Raw genomic sequence first — 17,132 nt, forward strand, 5'->3', positions numbered from 1 at the left:
TCAGGCCCCGTAGACGGTTGTGTCGTTGTCGGCGTCCTTGGCGACGCGTTTGGACAGGTACAGCATTTCGAGGGCGAGCTCGATCGCGGCGGCGATCCGCCCGGACGAGTCGTTCGGCTCGACACCGGCGCGGGCCGCCACGTCGTGCAGGACCGGCAGCTCGGGCAGCGCGGCCAGCACGTCCCGGCCGGGCACCCGCTCACCGGTGGTCACAAGGTTGCCGTCGGCAATCGCGTGGGCCAGCGGGCTGAGGTCGAGGCCTGCGAACCGCTCCCGCGCGGTATCGGCCACCGACCGGCGCAGCAGGTACTCGAGCAGCTCGATCTCGCGCCCTTCCTCACCCGGCTCGAACTCAAGCTTGCCCCGCAGTACGGCGGGAACGGCCTCGAGATCCACCGGACGGGCAACCGCCGGTTCCTCACCGGTGATCGCCGACCGGCGCAACGCCGCGGCGGCGATCGTCTCGGCCGCGGCGACCGCGAACCGCGCGGACACCCCCGAGCGCTGGTCGATCGACGTCGACTCCCGCAGGTGCCGGACGAACCGGGCCAGCACCTCCAGCAGCGGCTCGCCGACCTCGGCGGTGAACTCGGCCTCCTGCCGGATCACGTCGACCTCGGCCTCGATGTCGAGCGGGTAGTGCGTCCGGACCTCGGCGCCGAAGCGGTCCTTCAGCGGCGTGATGATCCGGCCGCGGTTGGTGTAGTCCTCCGGGTTGGCCGTTGCCACCAGCAACACGTCGAGCGGCAGCCGCAGCGTGTACCCGCGGACCTGGATGTCGCGCTCCTCCATCACGTTCAGCAACGCGACCTGGATGCGTTCGGCGAGGTCGGGGAGCTCGTTGATCGCCACGATGCCGCGGTGCGACCGCGGGACGAGCCCGAAGTGGATGGTCTCCGGGTCGCCGAGACTGCGGCCCTCGGCGACCTTCACCGGGTCCACGTCGCCGATCAGGTCACCGACCGACGTGTCGGGGGTCGCGAGCTTCTCGGCGTACCGCAGGTTGCGGTGCAGCCAGGCGACCGGCAGGTCGTCGCCGAGTTCGGCGGCCCGGCGGCGCGAGGCCGGGGTGATCGGGTCGAGCGGGTGCTCGGGCAGTTCGGCGCCCTCGATGACCGGGGTCCACTCGTCGAGCAGGCCGACCAGGGTGCGCAGCAGCCGGGTCTTGCCCTGACCGCGTTCACCGAGCAGTACGACGTCGTGGCCCGCGAGCAGGGCGCGTTCGAGTTGCGGGATCACCGTGCGGGTGAAGCCGACGATGCCTGGCCACGGATCGCGCCCGGCGCGGAGTTCTTTCAGCAGGTTGTCACGGATCTCGGCCTTGATCGACCGGGGAACGTATCCGGCGGCCCGGAGGTCACCGGCCTTACGAGGAAGTTCAGCAGGTGCACTAGTCACCCTGACGACGTTAGCTCGATCACCCCAGAACGCACGTGGTTTATCTCAGCGCCTGGGCGTGACCCTGCCGGAGGTGAAGACGTACGTCGGGGTGAAGGTGACCGGGACCCACGGGTGCGCGGGCGACTCACGCGTGACGAAGTGGTCGCCGTCGGCCGGCTCGGTCGGACGCAGCTCGTAGACGTGCTCGGGGTCCTCGGAGAACAGCAGCCGGTCCCCCGTCGCGGTGTAGACCATCACCAGTTCGTCGTCACGCTTCGCAACGTCGAGCCGCACGCTGGCGCGTTCGTACCGTCCGGCGTGGCGGTCGTCGACGGGTACGTCGATCGGCTGCGGCGCCTCCGGGTGCGCGACACCGGCGTACTCCGTGAACACCTCGGAGGCGAGCGGCTCGAACAGGCGGGTGCCGTTGCCGGAGTTCGTCAGCAGGCACATGATCAGGCGCGCCTCCGGGTCGATGCGCAGGAATGCGAGCTGCGAGATCGTCGACCCGTCGTGACCGAACAGCCGCCGCCCGTCCCAGTCGTAGATCCGCCAGGTCAGCCCGAGGTCCACGAACCCGCCGATCCCGGCCGCGTACGGGACCTGCGGCTCCTGCATGGCGGCGTACCGCTCGTCCGTCAGGTGCATCCTGGCGAACTCCAGTACGTCGGCGGCACTCGCCGTGATCGTCCCCGCGGGACCGATGCTGCGCGGCAGCTGCCACGTCTCCACCCGCGAGCCGTCCGTCGCGAGGTGACCGACGGCGGCACGGTGCAGGATCGCCTCCTCCGGCAGCGTGACGGTGCGCGTGAGCCCGAGCGGCTCGACCAGGCGGGCCCGCAAGGACTGGTCCCAGGTGCGGTTGTCGAGGACTTCGATCAATCGGCCGAGCAGCACGAAACCGGCATTGCAGTACGAGTACGCCGTACCGGGCTCGAAGAGCCGGTCGACGTCGGCGAGCAGCGCGACGTACCGCTCCAGGCAGTCGTCGCCGCGGCCGGTGTCGGTGAAGACGTCCCCGTCGATGCCGCTGGTATGGGTCAGCAGGTGACGGACCGTGACCCGCTGATCCACAGGTGCCTCAGGCAACAGTTTTACGATCGGATCGTCCAGCCGCAGCCGGCCCTCCGCGGCCAGCTGGACGATCATCGACGCGGTCCACGACTTGCTGATCGAGCCGATCTGGAACAACGAGTCCTCGGTCGTCTCCACCCCGGTCGCCGCGTTCAGGACGCCGTATGGCGTCACGGTGTTCGTCCCGTCGTGCCAGATCCCCAGCACGGCTCCGGTGACCTCGGCCGCCACTGCCAGCTCGCTCAACCGCTCAGACCAGTCAGGCATGCGCCCAACCTACTTCGCGACGGATTACGGTGGACGGGTGGAGAGCATTCCGGATGTGATCGGCACAGGGCTGCGGGTGGTGTTCTGTGGGATCAATCCGGGGTTGATGTCCGCCGCGACCGGGCATCACTTCGCCCGGCCCGGCAACCGGTTCTGGCCGGCGTTGCATCTGAGCGGGTTCACGCCACGGCTGCTGCGGCCGGCCGAGCAGCAGGAGTTGCTGACGTACCGGCTCGGGATCACGAACGTCGTCGACAGGGCGTCGGCGAAGGCGGCCGAGTTGTCGCGGGCCGAGTTCGTCGCCGGCGGGGAGAACCTGGTGAAGAAGGTGCTCGACGTGCAGCCCGAGTGGCTCGCGGTGCTCGGCGTCACGGCGTACCGCGACGCCTTCGGGGAGCGTACGGCGGCAGTGGGCAAGCAGGACCGGATGATCGGCGCGACCCGCGTCTGGGTGCTGCCGAACCCGAGCGGCCTGAATGCCCACTACACGTTGCCGAAACTCGCCGAGGCGTTCGCCGAACTCGAGCGGGTCAGTTGAGCGCCTTGCGCAGGGTCGAGATCGCCAGCTCGATCGCGGCGTTCGCGGCGTAGGTGTCGCGGAGCGCGTCCAGCATCACGAAGTCGTGGATGATCGCGGCGAAACGCACCGCGGTCGTCGGGACACCGGCTTCGAGCAGCTTCGCGGCGTACGCCTCGCCCTCGTCCCGCAGTACGTCGGCCTCACCGGTGATCACCAGCGTGGGCGGCAGGCCCTTGAGCTGCTCGGTCGTCGCACGCAGCGGCGAGGCGGTGATCTGGTTCCGCTCCTCCTCGTCGGTCGTGTACTGGTCCCAGAACCACTTCATGCCGTCCAGCTGCAGGAAGTAGCTCTCACCGAACTGCCGGTACGACGCCGTGTCGAACGACGCGTCCGTGACCGGGTAGAACAGCACCTGCTGGACGAACTTCACGTCGCCGCGCTCCTTCGCGAGCAGCGTCACGGCGGCCGTCATGTTCCCGCCGACCGAGTCGCCGGCGATCGCCAGCCGCTCCGCGTCCAGGCCATGCTCCTTGCCCGAGACAAGGATCCAGCGGGCGACCGCGTAGTTCTGCTCCAGCGCGTGCGGATACCGGACCTCCGGCGAGAGGTCGTACTCCGGGAACACCACCGCGGCGCCCGCGCCGACCGCGAGCTCACGGACCAGCCGGTCGTGGGTGTGCGCGTTGCCGAACACCCAGCCCGCGCCGTGGAGGTAGAGGATCACGGGCAGCACGCCGGTCGCGCCCTGCGGCTTCACGATCCGGGCCCTGGTGCCGTCCGCGGCGGTCACCCACTCCTCGTCGACCGGCAGCTTCGGGTAGTCGGTGGTCTGCACCTCGTCGACGGCCTTGCGGCCCTCCTCCGGGGACAGCTGGAACAGGTACGGCGGCTTCGCGGTCGCGTCGGCGAAGGCCTGGGCGGCGGGCTCGAGAACGGTCATCTTCGTCATCCTCCTGGCTTCGGGATCCGGTGAGAACGCTCGTTCTCTCCGGTGTTTGCTACTGTAGGAGAACGATGGTTCTCCGCGCAAGGTGGCGCGGGTCACGCTGGAGGTTCACCGATGGTCCGGACAACGACGGTCGATACGGAGACGGCGCAGCGGCTGGTCCTGGACGCGGCCGACGCGCTGTTCTACGAGCGCGGCGTGCAGTCGGTCGGGATGGACGCGATCCGGGCGGCGTCAGGGGTGTCGCTGAAGCGGCTGTACCAGCTGTTCCCGTCCAAGGACAAGCTGATCGAGGCGTACCTCGACCGCCGCGACGCGCTCTGGAAGTCGATGCTCGCCGAGCACGTCGAGGCGGCGACGGATCCGCGCGCGCGGATCCTCGCGGTCTTCGACTTCCTGTACGACTGGTTCCAGCAGCGCGACTACCGCGGCTGCGCGTTCATCAACTCGTTCGGCGAGCTCGGCAGCGTGTCGCCGCGGGTCGCCGAGCTCGCCCTCGAGCACAAGGAGGGCTTCCGCCTGGCGCTCGTCGAGCTGGCCGCGGAGGCCGGCGCCGGTGATCCCGAACAGCTGGCCGACCACCTGATCCTGCTCAGTGAGGGCGCGATCACCCGGTCGGCCATCTCCGGCTCCTCCGCTCCCGCGGTCCGCGCCCGGGAAGCCGCGACGATGATCCTGGACGCCTCCTTGAAGGGCTGACACCACCGATTAGGCAGGATGGGGGCATGCGCCTGCCCGACTTGTTGCGATCGATCGACGGACTCTCGCACGGTCAGCGCATGCGGCTGGTCGCCGACCAGGCGCCGCAGCTGATCGGACTGCTCGGTGAGCTGGGTCGCGGCACCGCGTTCGAGCGCCTCCTCGGGCTGCAGCTCGCCGAGATCACTCGCGAGACGTCGTACGTCGTACGGATGCTCCGGGACCACGATCCCGCCGTCCAGGCGCGGGCGCTCGCGGCCGTCGGGCGTGGGGTGCCGGTCACGGACGACGACCTGCGGATCCTGTACGACGACGCGCCCGCGGCGCTGCGCTCGAAGCTGGTGGCTCTGGTACGTCGTCAGCGGCGGGAGCATCTCGCCGTACGGCTGATCGACGAGCACAGGGCGCGGTGGGGTGACGTGGCAGCGACCGGTCTGCTTGCCGCGACCGACCAGGCGACCGTGACCCGGCTGCTTCCCGAGCTGGCGTACTGCGTGACGCCGGGCGGGTGGCGCCTGCTCGCGAAGCACCATCCGGACGAGGTGCTCGCCTTCGCCCGCCAGACACTGCCGGCCGGAGCGGACCGCGACGAGTGGTGGCAGGGCGTCGGCCACGGCGTCACCGCAGCCCTCAACCACGCGCCGGACGCAGTACTGGCGCTGATCAAGCAGGCGGTCCCGGCGCACGACCTGCCGATCGCAGTACTTGATGTCATCGGTCCACTCACGGATCGGGACCCGGCCGGCGTGCTGGAGCTGCTCCTCGCGCGGGACCGGCGTCGCATGGTGGAGCGGGCGCTGACACCGGCGTTCCGGCGTCGGCTGCACAGGTACTCCGACAACGACCTGGTGGCTCTCGGCCGGATCGTGTGGCCTCGACTCGCCCTGCTGCTGGATGCGCTGGCGCCGTCGCGACGGGCGGTGATCTTCGCGGCCGTGACGCAGTACGTCGACCTTGGACAAGCACGACTCGGCAACGACCTGCTCGACGTACTGCCGGGTGCGGTGCGCATCGCGCAGGCCCGACGGATGCTGACGCTGCCGGCCATCTTCGAGGACGGTGCGCAGCGTCGTGAAGTCACCGCGCACCTCCCGTACGACGAGGCGTTCGGGCTGCTGGAGAAGGACGTGCGAGATCCGGACGCTGCTGTCCGCGGCTCGGTCTACCAGGTGGTCATCCGGTCCGCCGGGTACAGCAGGCAGCCGGATCAGGTGGTGCGGGCTGTCACGTGGGCGGCCGGACGCGTCCGCAACGACCAGGACCTGGTGCGGCACAGCGCCATACAGGCTGTCGCGGGGTTGCCGCCGACGCTGCTGACCGATGCGTTGATCGAGCCGCTGGACACGTTGCTGACCGACGCGTTGGACGCGCGCGACACCTCGTGGGGGACGCGACGAGCGCTGACGCAGTTGGCTGAGCATGCCGTCGTCCACGGCGCCGTTCACAACGAGGGCGGCGTACTGGAGTGGGGACTGCGGGCGCACGGGCGGTTGTCCGCCAACGTCGGTCTGCTCAACCTGTACGGCCTGATCACCGGTCTGCCCCGCGGGCGCGAGGTCGAGGTGTACGACGTACTGCGACCGACGATCGATGCCGCGGCGAAGCGGAACGAGTTCGGGCTGGCGCTGGCGGTGGCGGCTGCTTTCGGTCGGCGCGCCTGGGCGTTGGAGCCGCTGCAGGAGGTGCTGGAGCAGGCGGTCTGGTCGAACCAGGAGAACACGGTCAACGAAGGCTGCCGGTATTGGCTGGACGCGCCGGCGACGCGGCAGGAGCGCGTGGAGCGGATCATCGCGCGCGACGTTCGCATGGCGCGCTGGTACCCGGTGTGGTGGGTGGTGACCGAGCTGCGCACCGACCTGCTCGATCCGGTGTTCGCTGCGGCGGACCAGATCCGCCGGTTCGATCGGAACGGTGCTGAGTGGGAGGTGTCGAGCCAGGCGCTACGGCGCTGGCTGCCGCGACAGCAGGCGCGGTACGCCGAGCTGCTGGTCGGGGTGGCTCGTGACGAGCGGATACCGGAGTGGAACCGGGCGTCGGCGGTCAAGATGCTCGGGCAGGTGCCGGTGGTCGGCCGGGCGGCGTTGGACGAGTTCCTCGTGAGTAGCGACGTACTGCTGCAGGAGGCGGCGCTGGCGGCGTTGGCGTGGACAGAGCGGCCAGACCAGGTGATACCGCTGCTGCTGGCACATGCGGGTGACGATCGGGCGCGGGTGGCTGTCTATGCGGCTGGCCGGGCTGCGCGGTACGTACGGCCGAGTCTGCTGCCTGGACTGTTGCAGCCGGTGCTGGCTGGTGAGGCGGTCAAAGTCACGTCGCGGAAGGAGGCAGTGCGGCTGCTGGGCGAGCTGCGAGCACCTGGTGCGAGCGCGGTACTCACGGAGACGTGGGCGGGGGCGCACCGCGATGTGCGGGCTGCGATTGCGCGGACTGTGTCGCAGTACCTGCTGTACGACCCTGCCGCGTGGGCGGTGCTGGAGCAGGCGGTGCATGACTCAGCGGCGACAGCTGCGGCGTTGACTGCGCGGCGCGCGTACGACGTACCTGTGGCCTATCGGTCGCGGTACGCCGACCTGTTGATCGCTGTGACGACTCGGAGCGAGCCGGAGGTGGTCGGACCGGCCTTGCTGGCGTTGCGGGAGTGGGCGCGGCACAACCCGGCCGCTGCGGGGGTGTGTGCGGACTTCATCAGCCGGTTGCTGTTGCGCAGTCGGGTGTGGAGTGATGCGATCACGGCGCTCGTGTCGATCGTCGCTACCGATCCGCCGGCGGGTCTGAACGAGCTGGTCGAGGCCGTTCGGTTGCTGGTGCGGCTGGAGGCGGATCCGTCGCTGCCTGACGCGCTGCCGGATCGCGACCATCCGGCGCGGCAGCGGCTCACGGGCCTGGTCGGACGGCTGTGTTCTCAGTTCAGTCACCGCTCGGCGGACGCTCGGCGGCACTTGACTGCGGTCGCTGACGAGTTGGTCGGCTCCGACTTCCTGCAGCTCCGGCTCCAGCTGCTGGCGCTCGCGCAGGACGACTTCGGCCATCTGCGTGATCTCGTCGCCGACGACCCGCTGGCCGCGCTGACAGCCGCCGACCTCGTCCACGGCCGCCTGGTCGCTACCGAGCCCGATCCCGCCGTTCTCCTGCCGGTCGCCGATGCACTCGTCCACTCGTCGGACGTCGCGTCCGGCCTGCTCGCGGACGCGTTCCTCCGCGCGGCGGCGCCTCGCAGCGGCTGGTCGCCCGAGTGGCGCAGGCTGTTGATTGCCCTCCGCAACCACCCGTCGCCCGCCGTCCGGCGACGTGCCCTCGATCTGACCACTGCGACCGAGTAGTCCTACTCCTTGCGCTGCTCGGCCTCGCGGGCGCGTTTGCGGCGCTTGCCTTCATGCATCGCCGCGACCCGCGCGACCGGGATGGCGCGGCCTTCCTCGAGCAGGTCCTCGGGGAGCGACTGCGGCGCGGGAAGCTGATCGGCCCACGGGTCGCGGTCGCCGAGCTGCTCGAGGGCGGAGCGGACCGTGAAGTCGCGCGGCGTCACGCTCTCCAGGTCGTCCCAGCCGACCGGGAACGACACCGTCGTACCGGGCCGGACGCGTGGGCTGTACGCCGCGACGACCGTCGCACCGCCCGCACGGGTCGAGTCGACGAACACCTTCCCGTGCCGGTCCTCCTTGATGTACGCCGTGGTCGCGACCGACGGATCGATCCGCTCGGCGCGCGCCGCGATCGCCCGGGTCGCGGCCGCCGCGTCCTCGATCGGCACGGTGTCGTCGATCGGCACGAACACGTGCACGCCCTTCGCACCGCTGGTCTTGACCGCGCCGGACAGGCCGGAGTCGGTCAGCGCCTGCCGCACCAGCAGCGCGGCCTGCACCGCCATCGTGAAGGTCTCCCCCTCCGGCGGATCGAGATCGAGCACGAGATGCGTCACACGGTCCCAGCGGCCGGCCTTCATCAACGTCGGGTGGTACTCGATCGCGCGCTGGTTGGCGAACCACAGCAACGTCCTGCGGTCGTCGCACAACGCGTACGACACCTCGCGCTTGGACGCCTCCGCCCACACCGGCACGGTCTTCACCCAGTCCGGTGTGTACTTCGGAACGTTTTTCTGCATGAACTTCGGCTGCCCCGGGCGGATCCGGACCACCGACAACGGCCGGTCCCGCAACCCGGGCAACATCCGCTCGTGCACCGCGTCCAGGTAGTCGACCAGGTCCCGCTTCGTTGCCTCGGCCCCGTCGAACAACGGCTGATCGAGATTGGTCAGGTCGACCCCGTCGCGCGTCTCATCCGGCTTGCTCGCCATCCCCCGAGCTTAACCACCCGGTGTGTCCGCGGCCCCAGTTGAAGAGCGGGCTTTCATGCGGGATTCGTTCAAGACGCGGGCGACGTACCGCTCGTAGCGTCGCGGGCATGGCAGCATCCCGGCGGACGATCCGGTCGCGTACTTCCGTACGGACATGGCGGGGTTGTTCAACACGCTCGACCCGGCGCGGGCGTGGGGCGTGCGGCGATGCCGCTGCCCACCGCGGACCTGGCGCACCTGATCGTCGCGTTCAAGAAGTCGAGCCGCTCACCACACACGGTCTGCAGGACACCGGCGTCCACCCGGTCATCTTGCGCCTCGGCTCGACGTGGGGCCCGCTGATGGACCCGGAAACGCCGTTCAACTGCGTCCCGCCGTACATCAACGCCGTACTGCGAGGCGAACAGCCGGAGCCGTTGTACGCCGACGCCGGCGGCGACTCGTGCTACGCCCCTGACACAGGCCGCGCGATCGCGCTCCTGGTCACAGCCGACACCCTCAACCACACGACGTACAACATCTCCAGCGGCCACCCGTCGCCCCACCGCGACATCACCCGCCTGACCCAGGACACCCGTTTCACCCCGCAGTACGACGTACCTCAAGCCGTCACCCGCTACACCACCTGGCGCTCCAACAACCCCCGCTGACCCGCATCGTGAACACCCTCCGGCATGACGAGACAGGCCACGGTATGTCCCGCGACACCACCACGTGTCGCAAACGCCGTTGCCCGTCGGCGGGTGGGCGGGTTGGATGTCCGTGTGGCGGCCAGTTTGGTCCTCTTGTGCGGGACCTCGTTCTCCGGGAAGAGCACGATGGCTCGGGTCCTCGCGCCGCGGCTGGCGGCGCGGGTTGTGAGCCTTGACGAGATCAACGAGCGCCGAGGGTTGTGGGGTGGTGACGGGATTCCGCCCGAGGAGTGGCGGCGGACTCATGCGGTGGCGGTTGGCGAGGTGCGGGAGGTGGTGGGCGCCGGGGCGTCGGTGATCGTCGACGACACCAGTTCGCTGCGGTTCCTGCGTGATGACTGGCGGGCGCTGGCCGCGGAGGCCGGGGCGGAGTTCGCCTTGCTGTACGTCGATGTCGATCACGGGACGGTACGGCGGCGGCACGCCGGCAATCGGGTGGATCCGCGGCGGCGAGACGTCGCGGACGCCGTGCTCGAGCAGCACCTCGCCGACTTCCAAGCACCCACAGCCGACGAGAACGCCGTACGCGTGGCATCCGTCGAGGATGTGCTCAGGTGGTGTGCAGCGTCGGGTGATAGATGAGTTCTTGGATGTTGTTGTCGAGGGTTCGGGTTTCGAGGAGGTCGAGGTCGAAGTCGGCGGCGTGGGCGAAGATGGGGTCGGCTCCGGTTCGGCCGCTGATGACGGGGAAGATCGTCCCGCCCCAGTCGCCCTTCTCGTTGTACGACCCGAACCCGTCGAGCGTGCAGAAGATGTCCCAGGTGTCCTTCAGCCGCCGGAGACGCCGATCTCGGCGTCGGCGAGGTCTGCGGTGAGGCCGTCGGTGTCGTCGAGCCAGCCTTGGGGCAGGACGATGTGGTCGCGGGGGCTGCCCTGGCGGCCGCGGGGCGCGCCCAGTTCGGCGACCGGGAAGGGGACGGTCGGGTCGAGTTGGGCGAGGAGTTCGTCCAGCCGCGCGAGGGTGTCGACCATGCCGAGGGCCGCGCGGAGTTCGCCGCCCGCGGGGAAGCCCTTCAGGTACCACGAGACGTGCTTGCGGAAGTCGCGCAGCCCCCGCTGCTCCCCCATCAACTCGGCCAGCAGCTCACCATGCCGCCGCATCACCGCGGCCACCTCACCCAGCGTCGGCAGGCTCAGCGCCTCACCGCCCGCGAACGCCACCGCCAGATCGCGGAACAACCACGGCCGTCCGAGGCACCCGCGCCCGACGATCACCCCGGCGCAGCCGGTCTCGGCCACCATCCGCAGCGCGTCGCCGGCCTCCCAGATGTCGCCGTTGCCGAGCACCGGGATGTTCACGTGCTCCACCAGCGCGGCGATCGTGGACCAGTCCGCCTGCCCGGAGTACGCCTGCGACGCCGTCCGCCCGTGCAACCCGATCGCGGCCGCGCCCGACTCCTCGGCGATCCGCCCCGCGTCGAGGTACGTCTGATGGTCGGCGTCGATCCCGATCCGCGTCTTCATCGTCACGGGTACGCCGTACGGGGTCGCGGCCTGCACCGCGGAGCGCAGGATCGCGCCGAGCAGGTTCCGCTTCCAGGGCAGGGCCGCGCCGCCGCCCTTGCGCGTCACCTTCGGGACCGGGCAGCCGAAGTTCAGGTCGACGTGCGCGACGCCGTACTCGTCGCACAGGATCTGCACCGCACGCCCGATGTACGTCGGGTCGACGCCGTACAGCTGCACCGACCGCACCGTCTCCCGCGGGTCGAACGTGAGCATGTCGAGCGACTTCTGATCGCGCTCGACGATGCCGCGCGAGGTGATCATCTCGCACACGTACAGCCCGGCGCCCTGCTCCGCGCAGAGCCGCCGGTACGCCGCGTTGGTGATGCCGGCCATCGGCGCCAGCACCACCGGCGTCTCGATCGTGAGGTTGCCCAGCTGAAGCATGTCAGGCCTTCGCCACCAGCACCTGTCCGTTACCGGAAACCTGTGCTTTATAAGGCTGTACGGCGTTCGCGGTCGTCGTCACGTCGCACGCGATCGGCTCGCCGGAATGCTTGACCACGGCAACATCGTCCATCGTGCAGGTCACCTGCGCGGCGTCGGCGGCGCTCCGCAGGACGGCATCCACCACCTTCGCCTTGACGATCGCGACCGACTGCGAGGTGAACTTGTACGACGCCGTGTACTGCTTGGCATCGACGGTCAGCGTCCCGCCGTACGACTTCCCGGCGTACGTCACGGTGCAGGTCAGCTCGTGCTGGCCGGCGGTCTCGACCTTGTCGATGCCGGGACACTTCACGGTCGTCGGAGCTGCCTTGCCGGCCGCGATCTGCGCCTGCTTCGAGATCGCGAACGTGATCCGCTCGGCGAGCGGTGCGTCGTTCTCCGGCTCACCGGTCACCTTCGGCGTCGGCCACGGCTTCGACGGGGTCGGCAGCGCGGTCAGCGTCGGCGTCGACGCGGTCGGGATCGGCGCGCTCGACGACGGCGGCGTGCTGGACGCCGGCGCCGACGGCGAGGTACCCGCCTCGGGCTCGCTGTCCGAGCAGGCGGAGATCAGGAACAGTGCCGCCGCGGTCAGGCCGAGAACGGCCGCGCGCTCCCCCGTCAGCCTCATCGTCAGCAACCCACCAGGTGCTGGGCGAGGTAGCCGGTGACCTCGGTCAGGGCGACCCGCTCCTGCTTCATCGAGTCCCGCTCCCGGATCGTCACGGCCTGGTCCTCGAGGGTGTCGAAGTCGACGGTGATGCAGTACGGCGTACCGATCTCGTCCTGGCGGCGGTACCGGCGGCCGATCGCACCGGCGTCGTCGAAGTCGACGTTCCAGTTCTTCCGCAGCTCACCGGCCAGGTCGCGGGCCTTCGGCGACAGGTCGGCGTTGCGCGACAGCGGCAGGACGGCGGCCTTGACCGGCGCGAGCCGCGGGTCGAAGCGCAGTACCGTCCGCTTGTCCACACCGCCCTTCGCGTTCGGCGCCTCGTCCTCGGTGTAGGCGTCGAGCAGGAACGCGAGCACGTTGCGGGTCAGGCCGGCCGCGGGCTCGATGACGTACGGCGTCCAGCGCTCGCCCTTCTCCTGGTCGAAGTACGACAGGTCGGCGCCGGAGTGCTTGGAGTGCGTGGAGAGGTCGAAGTCGGTGCGGTTCGCGATGCCCTCGAGTTCGTCGAACTCCTTGCCGCCGAAGTTGAACCGGTACTCGATGTCGACGGTGCGCTTCGAGTAGTGGCTGAGCTTCTCCTTCGGGTGCTCGTAGAACCGCATGTTGTCCGGGCTCAGCCCGAGACCGACGTACCAGTCCCAGCGGGCCTTCAGCCAGTACTCGTGCCAGTCCTCGTCGGAGCCGGGCTCGACGAAGAACTCCATCTCCATCTGCTCGAACTCGCGGGTGCGGAAGATGAAGTTGCCCGGGGTGATCTCGTTGCGGAAGCTCTTGCCGACCTGGGCGATGCCGAACGGCGGCTTCTTCCGGGCGGTGCCCATCACGTTCGCGAAGTTGACGAAGATGCCCTGCGCGGTCTCCGGGCGGAGGTAGTGCAGGCCGTCGGCGGACTCGACCGGACCGAGATAGGTCTTCAGCAGGCCGTTGAACATCCGCGGCTCGGTGAAGGTGCCTTTGTTGCCGCAGTTCGGGCAGGCGATCTCCGCCAGCTTGACCTGCTCGGGGTCCTTGTTCTTCCGGCGGGCGAAGTCCTCGCGGAGGTGGTCGTCACGGAACCGCTTGTGGCAGGACTGGCACTCGGTCAGCGGGTCGACGAACTCGGCGAGGTGGCCGGAGGCCTCCCAGACCTGCGTCGGCAGGATCACCGACGAGTCCAGGCCGACGATGTCGTCGCGGCCGGTGACCATGGTCCGCCACCACTGGGTCCGGACGTTGTTCTTCAGCTCGACCCCGAGCGGGCCGTAGTCCCAGGCCGACTTGGTACCGCCGTAGATCTCGCCGCACGGGTAGACGAAGCCCCTCCGCTTGCTGAGGCTGACGACGGCATCGACGGTTTCCACGGGCACTTTTCGACTCCAGAACGGGCACAGATCGGGTACTGGCGAATCTACGGAAGGGTCCAGGCTATCGGTCCCGGGCACCCTCCATCGAATCCGCGTCAGCCTGGCAAATCCTCGTACGCCGTCGGCTCGTCGATTGCCTGCGACAGCAGCGGTACCGCGGTCAGCTTCACGTCGTACGGCGAGAGCGCGCGCCGGTAGCTCCCGACGTTCTCGAACTCGAGCGTCAGCGCCAGCAGCTCCGGGTCGTCGACGTTCCGCCCGGTCCGCGCCGACAGGAACCCTTTCTGCCGCCCGAGCACCTCCACCGCGGCCCGCAGCCGCTCGGCGAACTCGCCCTGCTCGGTCTCCCCCACCCGGAACCTGATCACCACGAACACGAGCCTAACCATAGGACCTGGAACAATAGTGGGATGAGCACCCCCAGCAGCCCGTTGCGGCAGCGGATCACGAAGATCAGTTATCCGTACGTCGCCAAGCTGCACGCCGCACCCAAGTTGACTCTGCCGGGCATCACCCTGCTGCTGGCGCTCGTCGGAGTGTTCGCTCCGGTCCCGGTCGGGGTGCCGGCGCTGGTGCTGCTGGCGTTGCTGCTTGGGTGGCTCGCGTTCCTGTCCTGGCCGGTCGTCACCGGCGGTCCGAAGTTCCTCCGTCTGTTCTCGATCGTGCTGATCCTGCTGTTCGGGGTGTCCCGGATCGCCACCGGCTAGGTAGGTCCTGAGCTCGGTGCCGCTCCCGGGACTACTCAGACCTCGTCCAGTCCGAGAGCGGTCAGCCGATCCCGTAGCCAGGACAGCTCCTTGGCGATCCGTTTCGCCAGCGCCTGTTGGGTTTTGGGCGCACGCGGCCACACGTACACCTCTGACTCGAGATGATGCGTCAGTGGATGACCGCCTCCGACCAGCCTGGTCAGGCAGTCGTCCAGTACGCCGGTTGTCGCGCTGAGCGGAGCAGGCGGCGCAGCATGCGCGGCCAGGTGCGCGTGCATGCGCCAGGCGGCGTGACCGGACAGTTCGTATGCCTGCTCCACGTCGTCCACACCCGGCCCGCCCCACTCACGCAGCTGGCGCAGGTACTTCGCTGTGCCTAGCTGACTGAGGACGTAGCGCCCTGGTACGTCAGACGGGTCCACGAGAGTCGGAGCCACCGACAGCTGCGCCTTGACCACGTCCACGCCCGCTCGCCACAGCAACTCGAACGACCCGGCCGGCTCCTCGAACTGCACGGCCAGATGACACGTGTCCAGTCCGAGCCCGATACGCGACGTACCGCCGTCCGGACTGGAGTAGCGGTCCAGCCACGCCGCAGCCTGGCCGATCATCTCCAGGACGCAGCCCGGCTCGGTCTCGACAGCGATGCGGATCCTCCGCCCGGTCCTGGCCTCAGTACGCGCGAGGTGCTGCTCGACGCGGTCGAACGCCTCACGGGCGGCCCGGTTGCGCGCCTTCGACCACGGCACCCGCCAGGCGAGCGGGACGGTCGAGATCGATCCGTACGGCACGTCCGCGGGGAGCAGGTCGGCGAGTACGTCGATCAGGTCGAGGGTGTACCGCAGCCGCGCCGGGTCGGTCCAGTCAGGACAGTAGAACTTGCTGCCGACGACCTGGTCGGTGAAGTGCGCATGCGGGGTGCCGTTGAGGGTGACGACTTCCAGCTGATTGCGATGCAGTGCGCGACGCAGCTTGCTGAGAGAGGCAGGCGAGTTCGCCAGCCGGTCGGCCAGCCGGTGCGGGAACCACAGCCCGACCCCCAGCACAGGTACGTCGAGCCGCGAGCGGACCGTACCGGCGCAGCCGTCGAGCGTCGCGACGAGTTCGTCGAGCTCCGCGGCCGGATGCACCGTCGCGCAGTACCCGAGCTGGACGGTCGAGCCGTCCCGATGCCGGAACCTCATCAGCTCTCCTCACCCCGTGCGCGGCCACCAAAAGTAGTCAGGAGCGGACTCTCGGTGACCTAGCAGCAGGGTAGAAGGCTGCAGGCTCAGGTGGAAGGGGTGATTTTCGGTTCGACCGGGGAGGCCACGAGTTCGCGGGAGCGGTCGGCGACGGCCATCGCGGCGAGCGCCGTGGTGAGCGGAACGGCCGCGATGATGCCGAGGCTGCCGACCAGTCCGCGCACGATCTCCATCGCGACCGACTCGGTGGAGATGACCGACAGCGTCGGCAGGTCCTGGATCGCGAACACGATCAGCACCGGCATCGCCGCACCGGCGTACGCGAGGACCAGCGTGTTGACCACCGAGGCGACGTGGGTCCGGCCGATGCGGAGGCCCGCGGCCACCAGTTCGCGCCGGCTCGCCGAGGGGTTGGCGGCGGAGATCTCCCATACCGCGGCCGCCTGCGTGACCGTGACGTCGTCGAGGACACCCAAGGCGCCGATCACCATCCCGGCCACGAGCAGACCGGTCAGATCGAGATCCGGCGCGAACGCCTTGGCCGCGGACGCACCCTCCGCGGCCAGACCGCTCAGCTGCGACAATCCGGTGAAGAACCAGCCGAGCAGAGCGGTCAGCCCGAGCGCGGTGATCGTACCGGCGAGCGCTATCGAGGACTCAGCGTTGATCCCGTGTGTGAGGAAGACCGCGATCGTCATGATCACGGCGCCTCCCACGACCGCCACGAGCAACGGATTCGAGCCCTTCAGGATCGCGGGCAGGATGAACTGGGTGAGCATCACCGCGGTCACCGCCAGCGCCATCAGGGCGGCGAACCCGCGCCAGCGTGACAGCGCGACGACCGCGACCGCGAAGATCAGCGCGAGGATCAGCAGCGGCTTGGTCCGGTCGTGGTCGACGTACTGGTACCGATCGGTCAACGGCGCGCCGTCCTGGACACCGAGCATCACCGTCTGCCCGGCCTTGACCGGGATCGTGGTCCCACCGGCGGTCGGCACCTGAACCGGCACCGTCTGCCCCTTGTCCGGGCCGTTGCTCAGCTTCACCGTCGCCAGGTCGCACTTGTCCTTCGGGTCCGGGCACGCCTTGACCGAGGTGACCTCGCCGCGCGCGGTGCCGGTCTGGTACGACTCGACCTTCACCCCGCCGCCCGGCCAGAGCACGATCATCGCCACGACCGCGGCCGTGATCAGCGGGATCAGTACGGCGGCGACCACGATCCGCACACGCCGGGCGACGACCGCGTCGGAGTCCACTACCGACGTGTCGACCACGTGGTCACCGGGGCCGTGGCCGTGCCCGTGCCCCTGGCCCGAGGGAATGTCGAGTGCCCGGCGGCGGTTTCCCTTACCGTCGGCACGCCGTCGCCCGACGTTGCGGCTGGCCATCGTGAACTCCCTGTTTTGACAACCAGTTCCCAT

Annotated in this window: 16 protein-coding genes; 6 read left to right on the top strand and 10 right to left on the bottom strand. The window is 69.4% G+C overall.

The features are described 5' to 3' along the window. Window positions 1–1,398, bottom strand: coding sequence for a sigma 54-interacting transcriptional regulator (locus tag BJY22_RS32975; RefSeq protein ID WP_167214755.1), 1,398 nt, complete (start codon window positions 1,396–1,398; stop codon window positions 1–3). A 45-nt stretch (window positions 1,399–1,443) separates the two neighbouring features. Beyond that, window positions 1,444–2,721 (bottom strand): serine hydrolase domain-containing protein, encoded by a 1,278-nt coding sequence (locus tag BJY22_RS32980; RefSeq protein ID WP_167214758.1) that lies wholly within the window; start codon window positions 2,719–2,721, stop codon window positions 1,444–1,446. 37 nt (window positions 2,722–2,758) lie between these two features. Between BJY22_RS32980 and mug the strand changes: the two genes are divergently transcribed. Next, window positions 2,759–3,259, top strand: coding sequence for a G/U mismatch-specific DNA glycosylase (gene mug / locus BJY22_RS32985; RefSeq protein ID WP_337759701.1), 501 nt, complete (start codon window positions 2,759–2,761; stop codon window positions 3,257–3,259). On the opposite strand, the gene BJY22_RS32990 is transcribed toward mug, so the two are convergent. Next, window positions 3,252–4,181, bottom strand: coding sequence for an alpha/beta hydrolase fold domain-containing protein (locus BJY22_RS32990; protein ID WP_167214764.1), 930 nt, complete (start codon window positions 4,179–4,181; stop codon window positions 3,252–3,254). The genes mug and BJY22_RS32990 overlap by 8 nt on opposite strands. Before the next feature lie 120 nt (window positions 4,182–4,301). On the opposite strand from BJY22_RS32990, the gene BJY22_RS32995 reads away from it, so the two are divergent. After that, window positions 4,302–4,886, top strand: a complete 585-nt coding sequence (locus tag BJY22_RS32995) for a TetR/AcrR family transcriptional regulator (RefSeq protein WP_167214767.1) — start codon at window positions 4,302–4,304, stop codon at window positions 4,884–4,886. A gap of 26 nt (window positions 4,887–4,912) precedes the next feature. Continuing rightward, a complete protein-coding gene (locus BJY22_RS33000; RefSeq protein WP_167214770.1) occupies window positions 4,913–8,206 on the top strand; it encodes a hypothetical protein in 3,294 nt (1,097 codons plus the stop codon). 2 nt (window positions 8,207–8,208) lie between these two features. On the opposite strand, the gene ligD is transcribed toward BJY22_RS33000, so the two are convergent. After that, entirely contained in the window at window positions 8,209–9,180 is a 972-nt protein-coding gene (gene ligD, locus BJY22_RS33005) for a non-homologous end-joining DNA ligase (RefSeq protein WP_167214773.1), read from the bottom strand. 341 nt (window positions 9,181–9,521) lie between these two features. Between ligD and BJY22_RS41235 the strand changes: the two genes are divergently transcribed. Both BJY22_RS41235 and BJY22_RS33015 read left to right on the top strand, forming a co-directional pair. Further along, a complete protein-coding gene (locus BJY22_RS41235; protein ID WP_202891369.1) occupies window positions 9,522–9,830 on the top strand; it encodes an NAD-dependent epimerase/dehydratase family protein in 309 nt (102 codons plus the stop codon). 114 nt (window positions 9,831–9,944) lie between these two features. Further along, window positions 9,945–10,454, top strand: coding sequence for a P-loop nucleotide/nucleoside kinase family protein (locus BJY22_RS33015; RefSeq protein WP_337759702.1), 510 nt, complete (start codon window positions 9,945–9,947; stop codon window positions 10,452–10,454). Between the two features lie 186 nt (window positions 10,455–10,640). Here the strand turns inward: BJY22_RS33015 and dusB are convergent, their stop codons facing one another. From dusB to BJY22_RS33040, 4 genes are all read right to left on the bottom strand, one after another. Next, complete coding sequence (gene dusB / locus BJY22_RS33025; RefSeq protein WP_167214779.1) at window positions 10,641–11,762, bottom strand: tRNA dihydrouridine synthase DusB; 1,122 nt, start codon at window positions 11,760–11,762, stop codon at window positions 10,641–10,643. Window position 11,763: 1 nt separating this feature from the next. Further along, the gene (locus tag BJY22_RS33030; RefSeq protein WP_238350532.1) at window positions 11,764–12,435 is read right to left on the bottom strand and encodes a hypothetical protein; all 672 of its coding nucleotides are present in this window, start codon (window positions 12,433–12,435) and stop codon (window positions 11,764–11,766) included. A gap of 2 nt (window positions 12,436–12,437) precedes the next feature. Further along, the gene (locus tag BJY22_RS33035) at window positions 12,438–13,823 is read right to left on the bottom strand and encodes a glycine--tRNA ligase (protein WP_167214782.1); all 1,386 of its coding nucleotides are present in this window, start codon (window positions 13,821–13,823) and stop codon (window positions 12,438–12,440) included. Window positions 13,824–13,915: 92 nt separating this feature from the next. Next, window positions 13,916–14,209 (bottom strand): antibiotic biosynthesis monooxygenase family protein, encoded by a 294-nt coding sequence (locus BJY22_RS33040; protein ID WP_167214785.1) that lies wholly within the window; start codon window positions 14,207–14,209, stop codon window positions 13,916–13,918. 21 nt (window positions 14,210–14,230) lie between these two features. Between BJY22_RS33040 and BJY22_RS33045 the strand changes: the two genes are divergently transcribed. After that, a complete protein-coding gene (locus tag BJY22_RS33045) occupies window positions 14,231–14,527 on the top strand; it encodes a DUF6703 family protein (RefSeq protein ID WP_167214788.1) in 297 nt (98 codons plus the stop codon). A gap of 35 nt (window positions 14,528–14,562) precedes the next feature. On the opposite strand, the gene eboE is transcribed toward BJY22_RS33045, so the two are convergent. Both eboE and BJY22_RS33055 read right to left on the bottom strand, forming a co-directional pair. Continuing rightward, on the bottom strand, window positions 14,563–15,711 hold the full coding sequence (eboE, locus tag BJY22_RS33050) for a metabolite traffic protein EboE (RefSeq protein WP_167214791.1): 1,149 nt from the start codon (window positions 15,709–15,711) through the stop codon (window positions 14,563–14,565). A gap of 86 nt (window positions 15,712–15,797) precedes the next feature. Next, complete coding sequence (locus tag BJY22_RS33055) at window positions 15,798–17,099, bottom strand: YibE/F family protein (RefSeq protein ID WP_167214794.1); 1,302 nt, start codon at window positions 17,097–17,099, stop codon at window positions 15,798–15,800. Window positions 17,100–17,132: the final 33 nt, after the last annotated feature.

Origin of the sequence: Kribbella shirazensis, from assembly GCF_011761605.1 — a bacterium.
Lineage (GTDB): Bacteria > Actinomycetota > Actinomycetes > Propionibacteriales > Kribbellaceae > Kribbella > Kribbella shirazensis.

What these genes read in the sequence shown, in the direction of transcription:
- ligD (WP_167214773.1), bottom strand. Translation starts at nt 9,180, where the DNA reads ATGGCGAGCAAGCCGGATGAGACGCGCGACGGGGTCGACCTGACCAAT.
- dusB (WP_167214779.1), bottom strand. Translation starts at nt 11,762, where the DNA reads ATGCTTCAGCTGGGCAACCTCACGATCGAGACGCCGGTGGTGCTGGCG.
- eboE (WP_167214791.1), bottom strand. Translation starts at nt 15,711, where the DNA reads ATGAGGTTCCGGCATCGGGACGGCTCGACCGTCCAGCTCGGGTACTGC.
- BJY22_RS33030 (WP_238350532.1), bottom strand. Translation starts at nt 12,435, where the DNA reads ATGAGGCTGACGGGGGAGCGCGCGGCCGTTCTCGGCCTGACCGCGGCG.
- BJY22_RS32980 (WP_167214758.1), bottom strand. Translation starts at nt 2,721, where the DNA reads ATGCCTGACTGGTCTGAGCGGTTGAGCGAGCTGGCAGTGGCGGCCGAG.
- BJY22_RS33040 (WP_167214785.1), bottom strand. Translation starts at nt 14,209, where the DNA reads ATGGTTAGGCTCGTGTTCGTGGTGATCAGGTTCCGGGTGGGGGAGACC.
- BJY22_RS33045 (WP_167214788.1), top strand. Translation starts at nt 14,231, where the DNA reads ATGAGCACCCCCAGCAGCCCGTTGCGGCAGCGGATCACGAAGATCAGT.
- BJY22_RS33055 (WP_167214794.1), bottom strand. Translation starts at nt 17,099, where the DNA reads ATGGCCAGCCGCAACGTCGGGCGACGGCGTGCCGACGGTAAGGGAAAC.
- BJY22_RS32995 (WP_167214767.1), top strand. Translation starts at nt 4,302, where the DNA reads ATGGTCCGGACAACGACGGTCGATACGGAGACGGCGCAGCGGCTGGTC.
- BJY22_RS32990 (WP_167214764.1), bottom strand. Translation starts at nt 4,181, where the DNA reads ATGACCGTTCTCGAGCCCGCCGCCCAGGCCTTCGCCGACGCGACCGCG.
- BJY22_RS33000 (WP_167214770.1), top strand. Translation starts at nt 4,913, where the DNA reads ATGCGCCTGCCCGACTTGTTGCGATCGATCGACGGACTCTCGCACGGT.
- BJY22_RS41235 (WP_202891369.1), top strand. Translation starts at nt 9,522, where the DNA reads ATGGACCCGGAAACGCCGTTCAACTGCGTCCCGCCGTACATCAACGCC.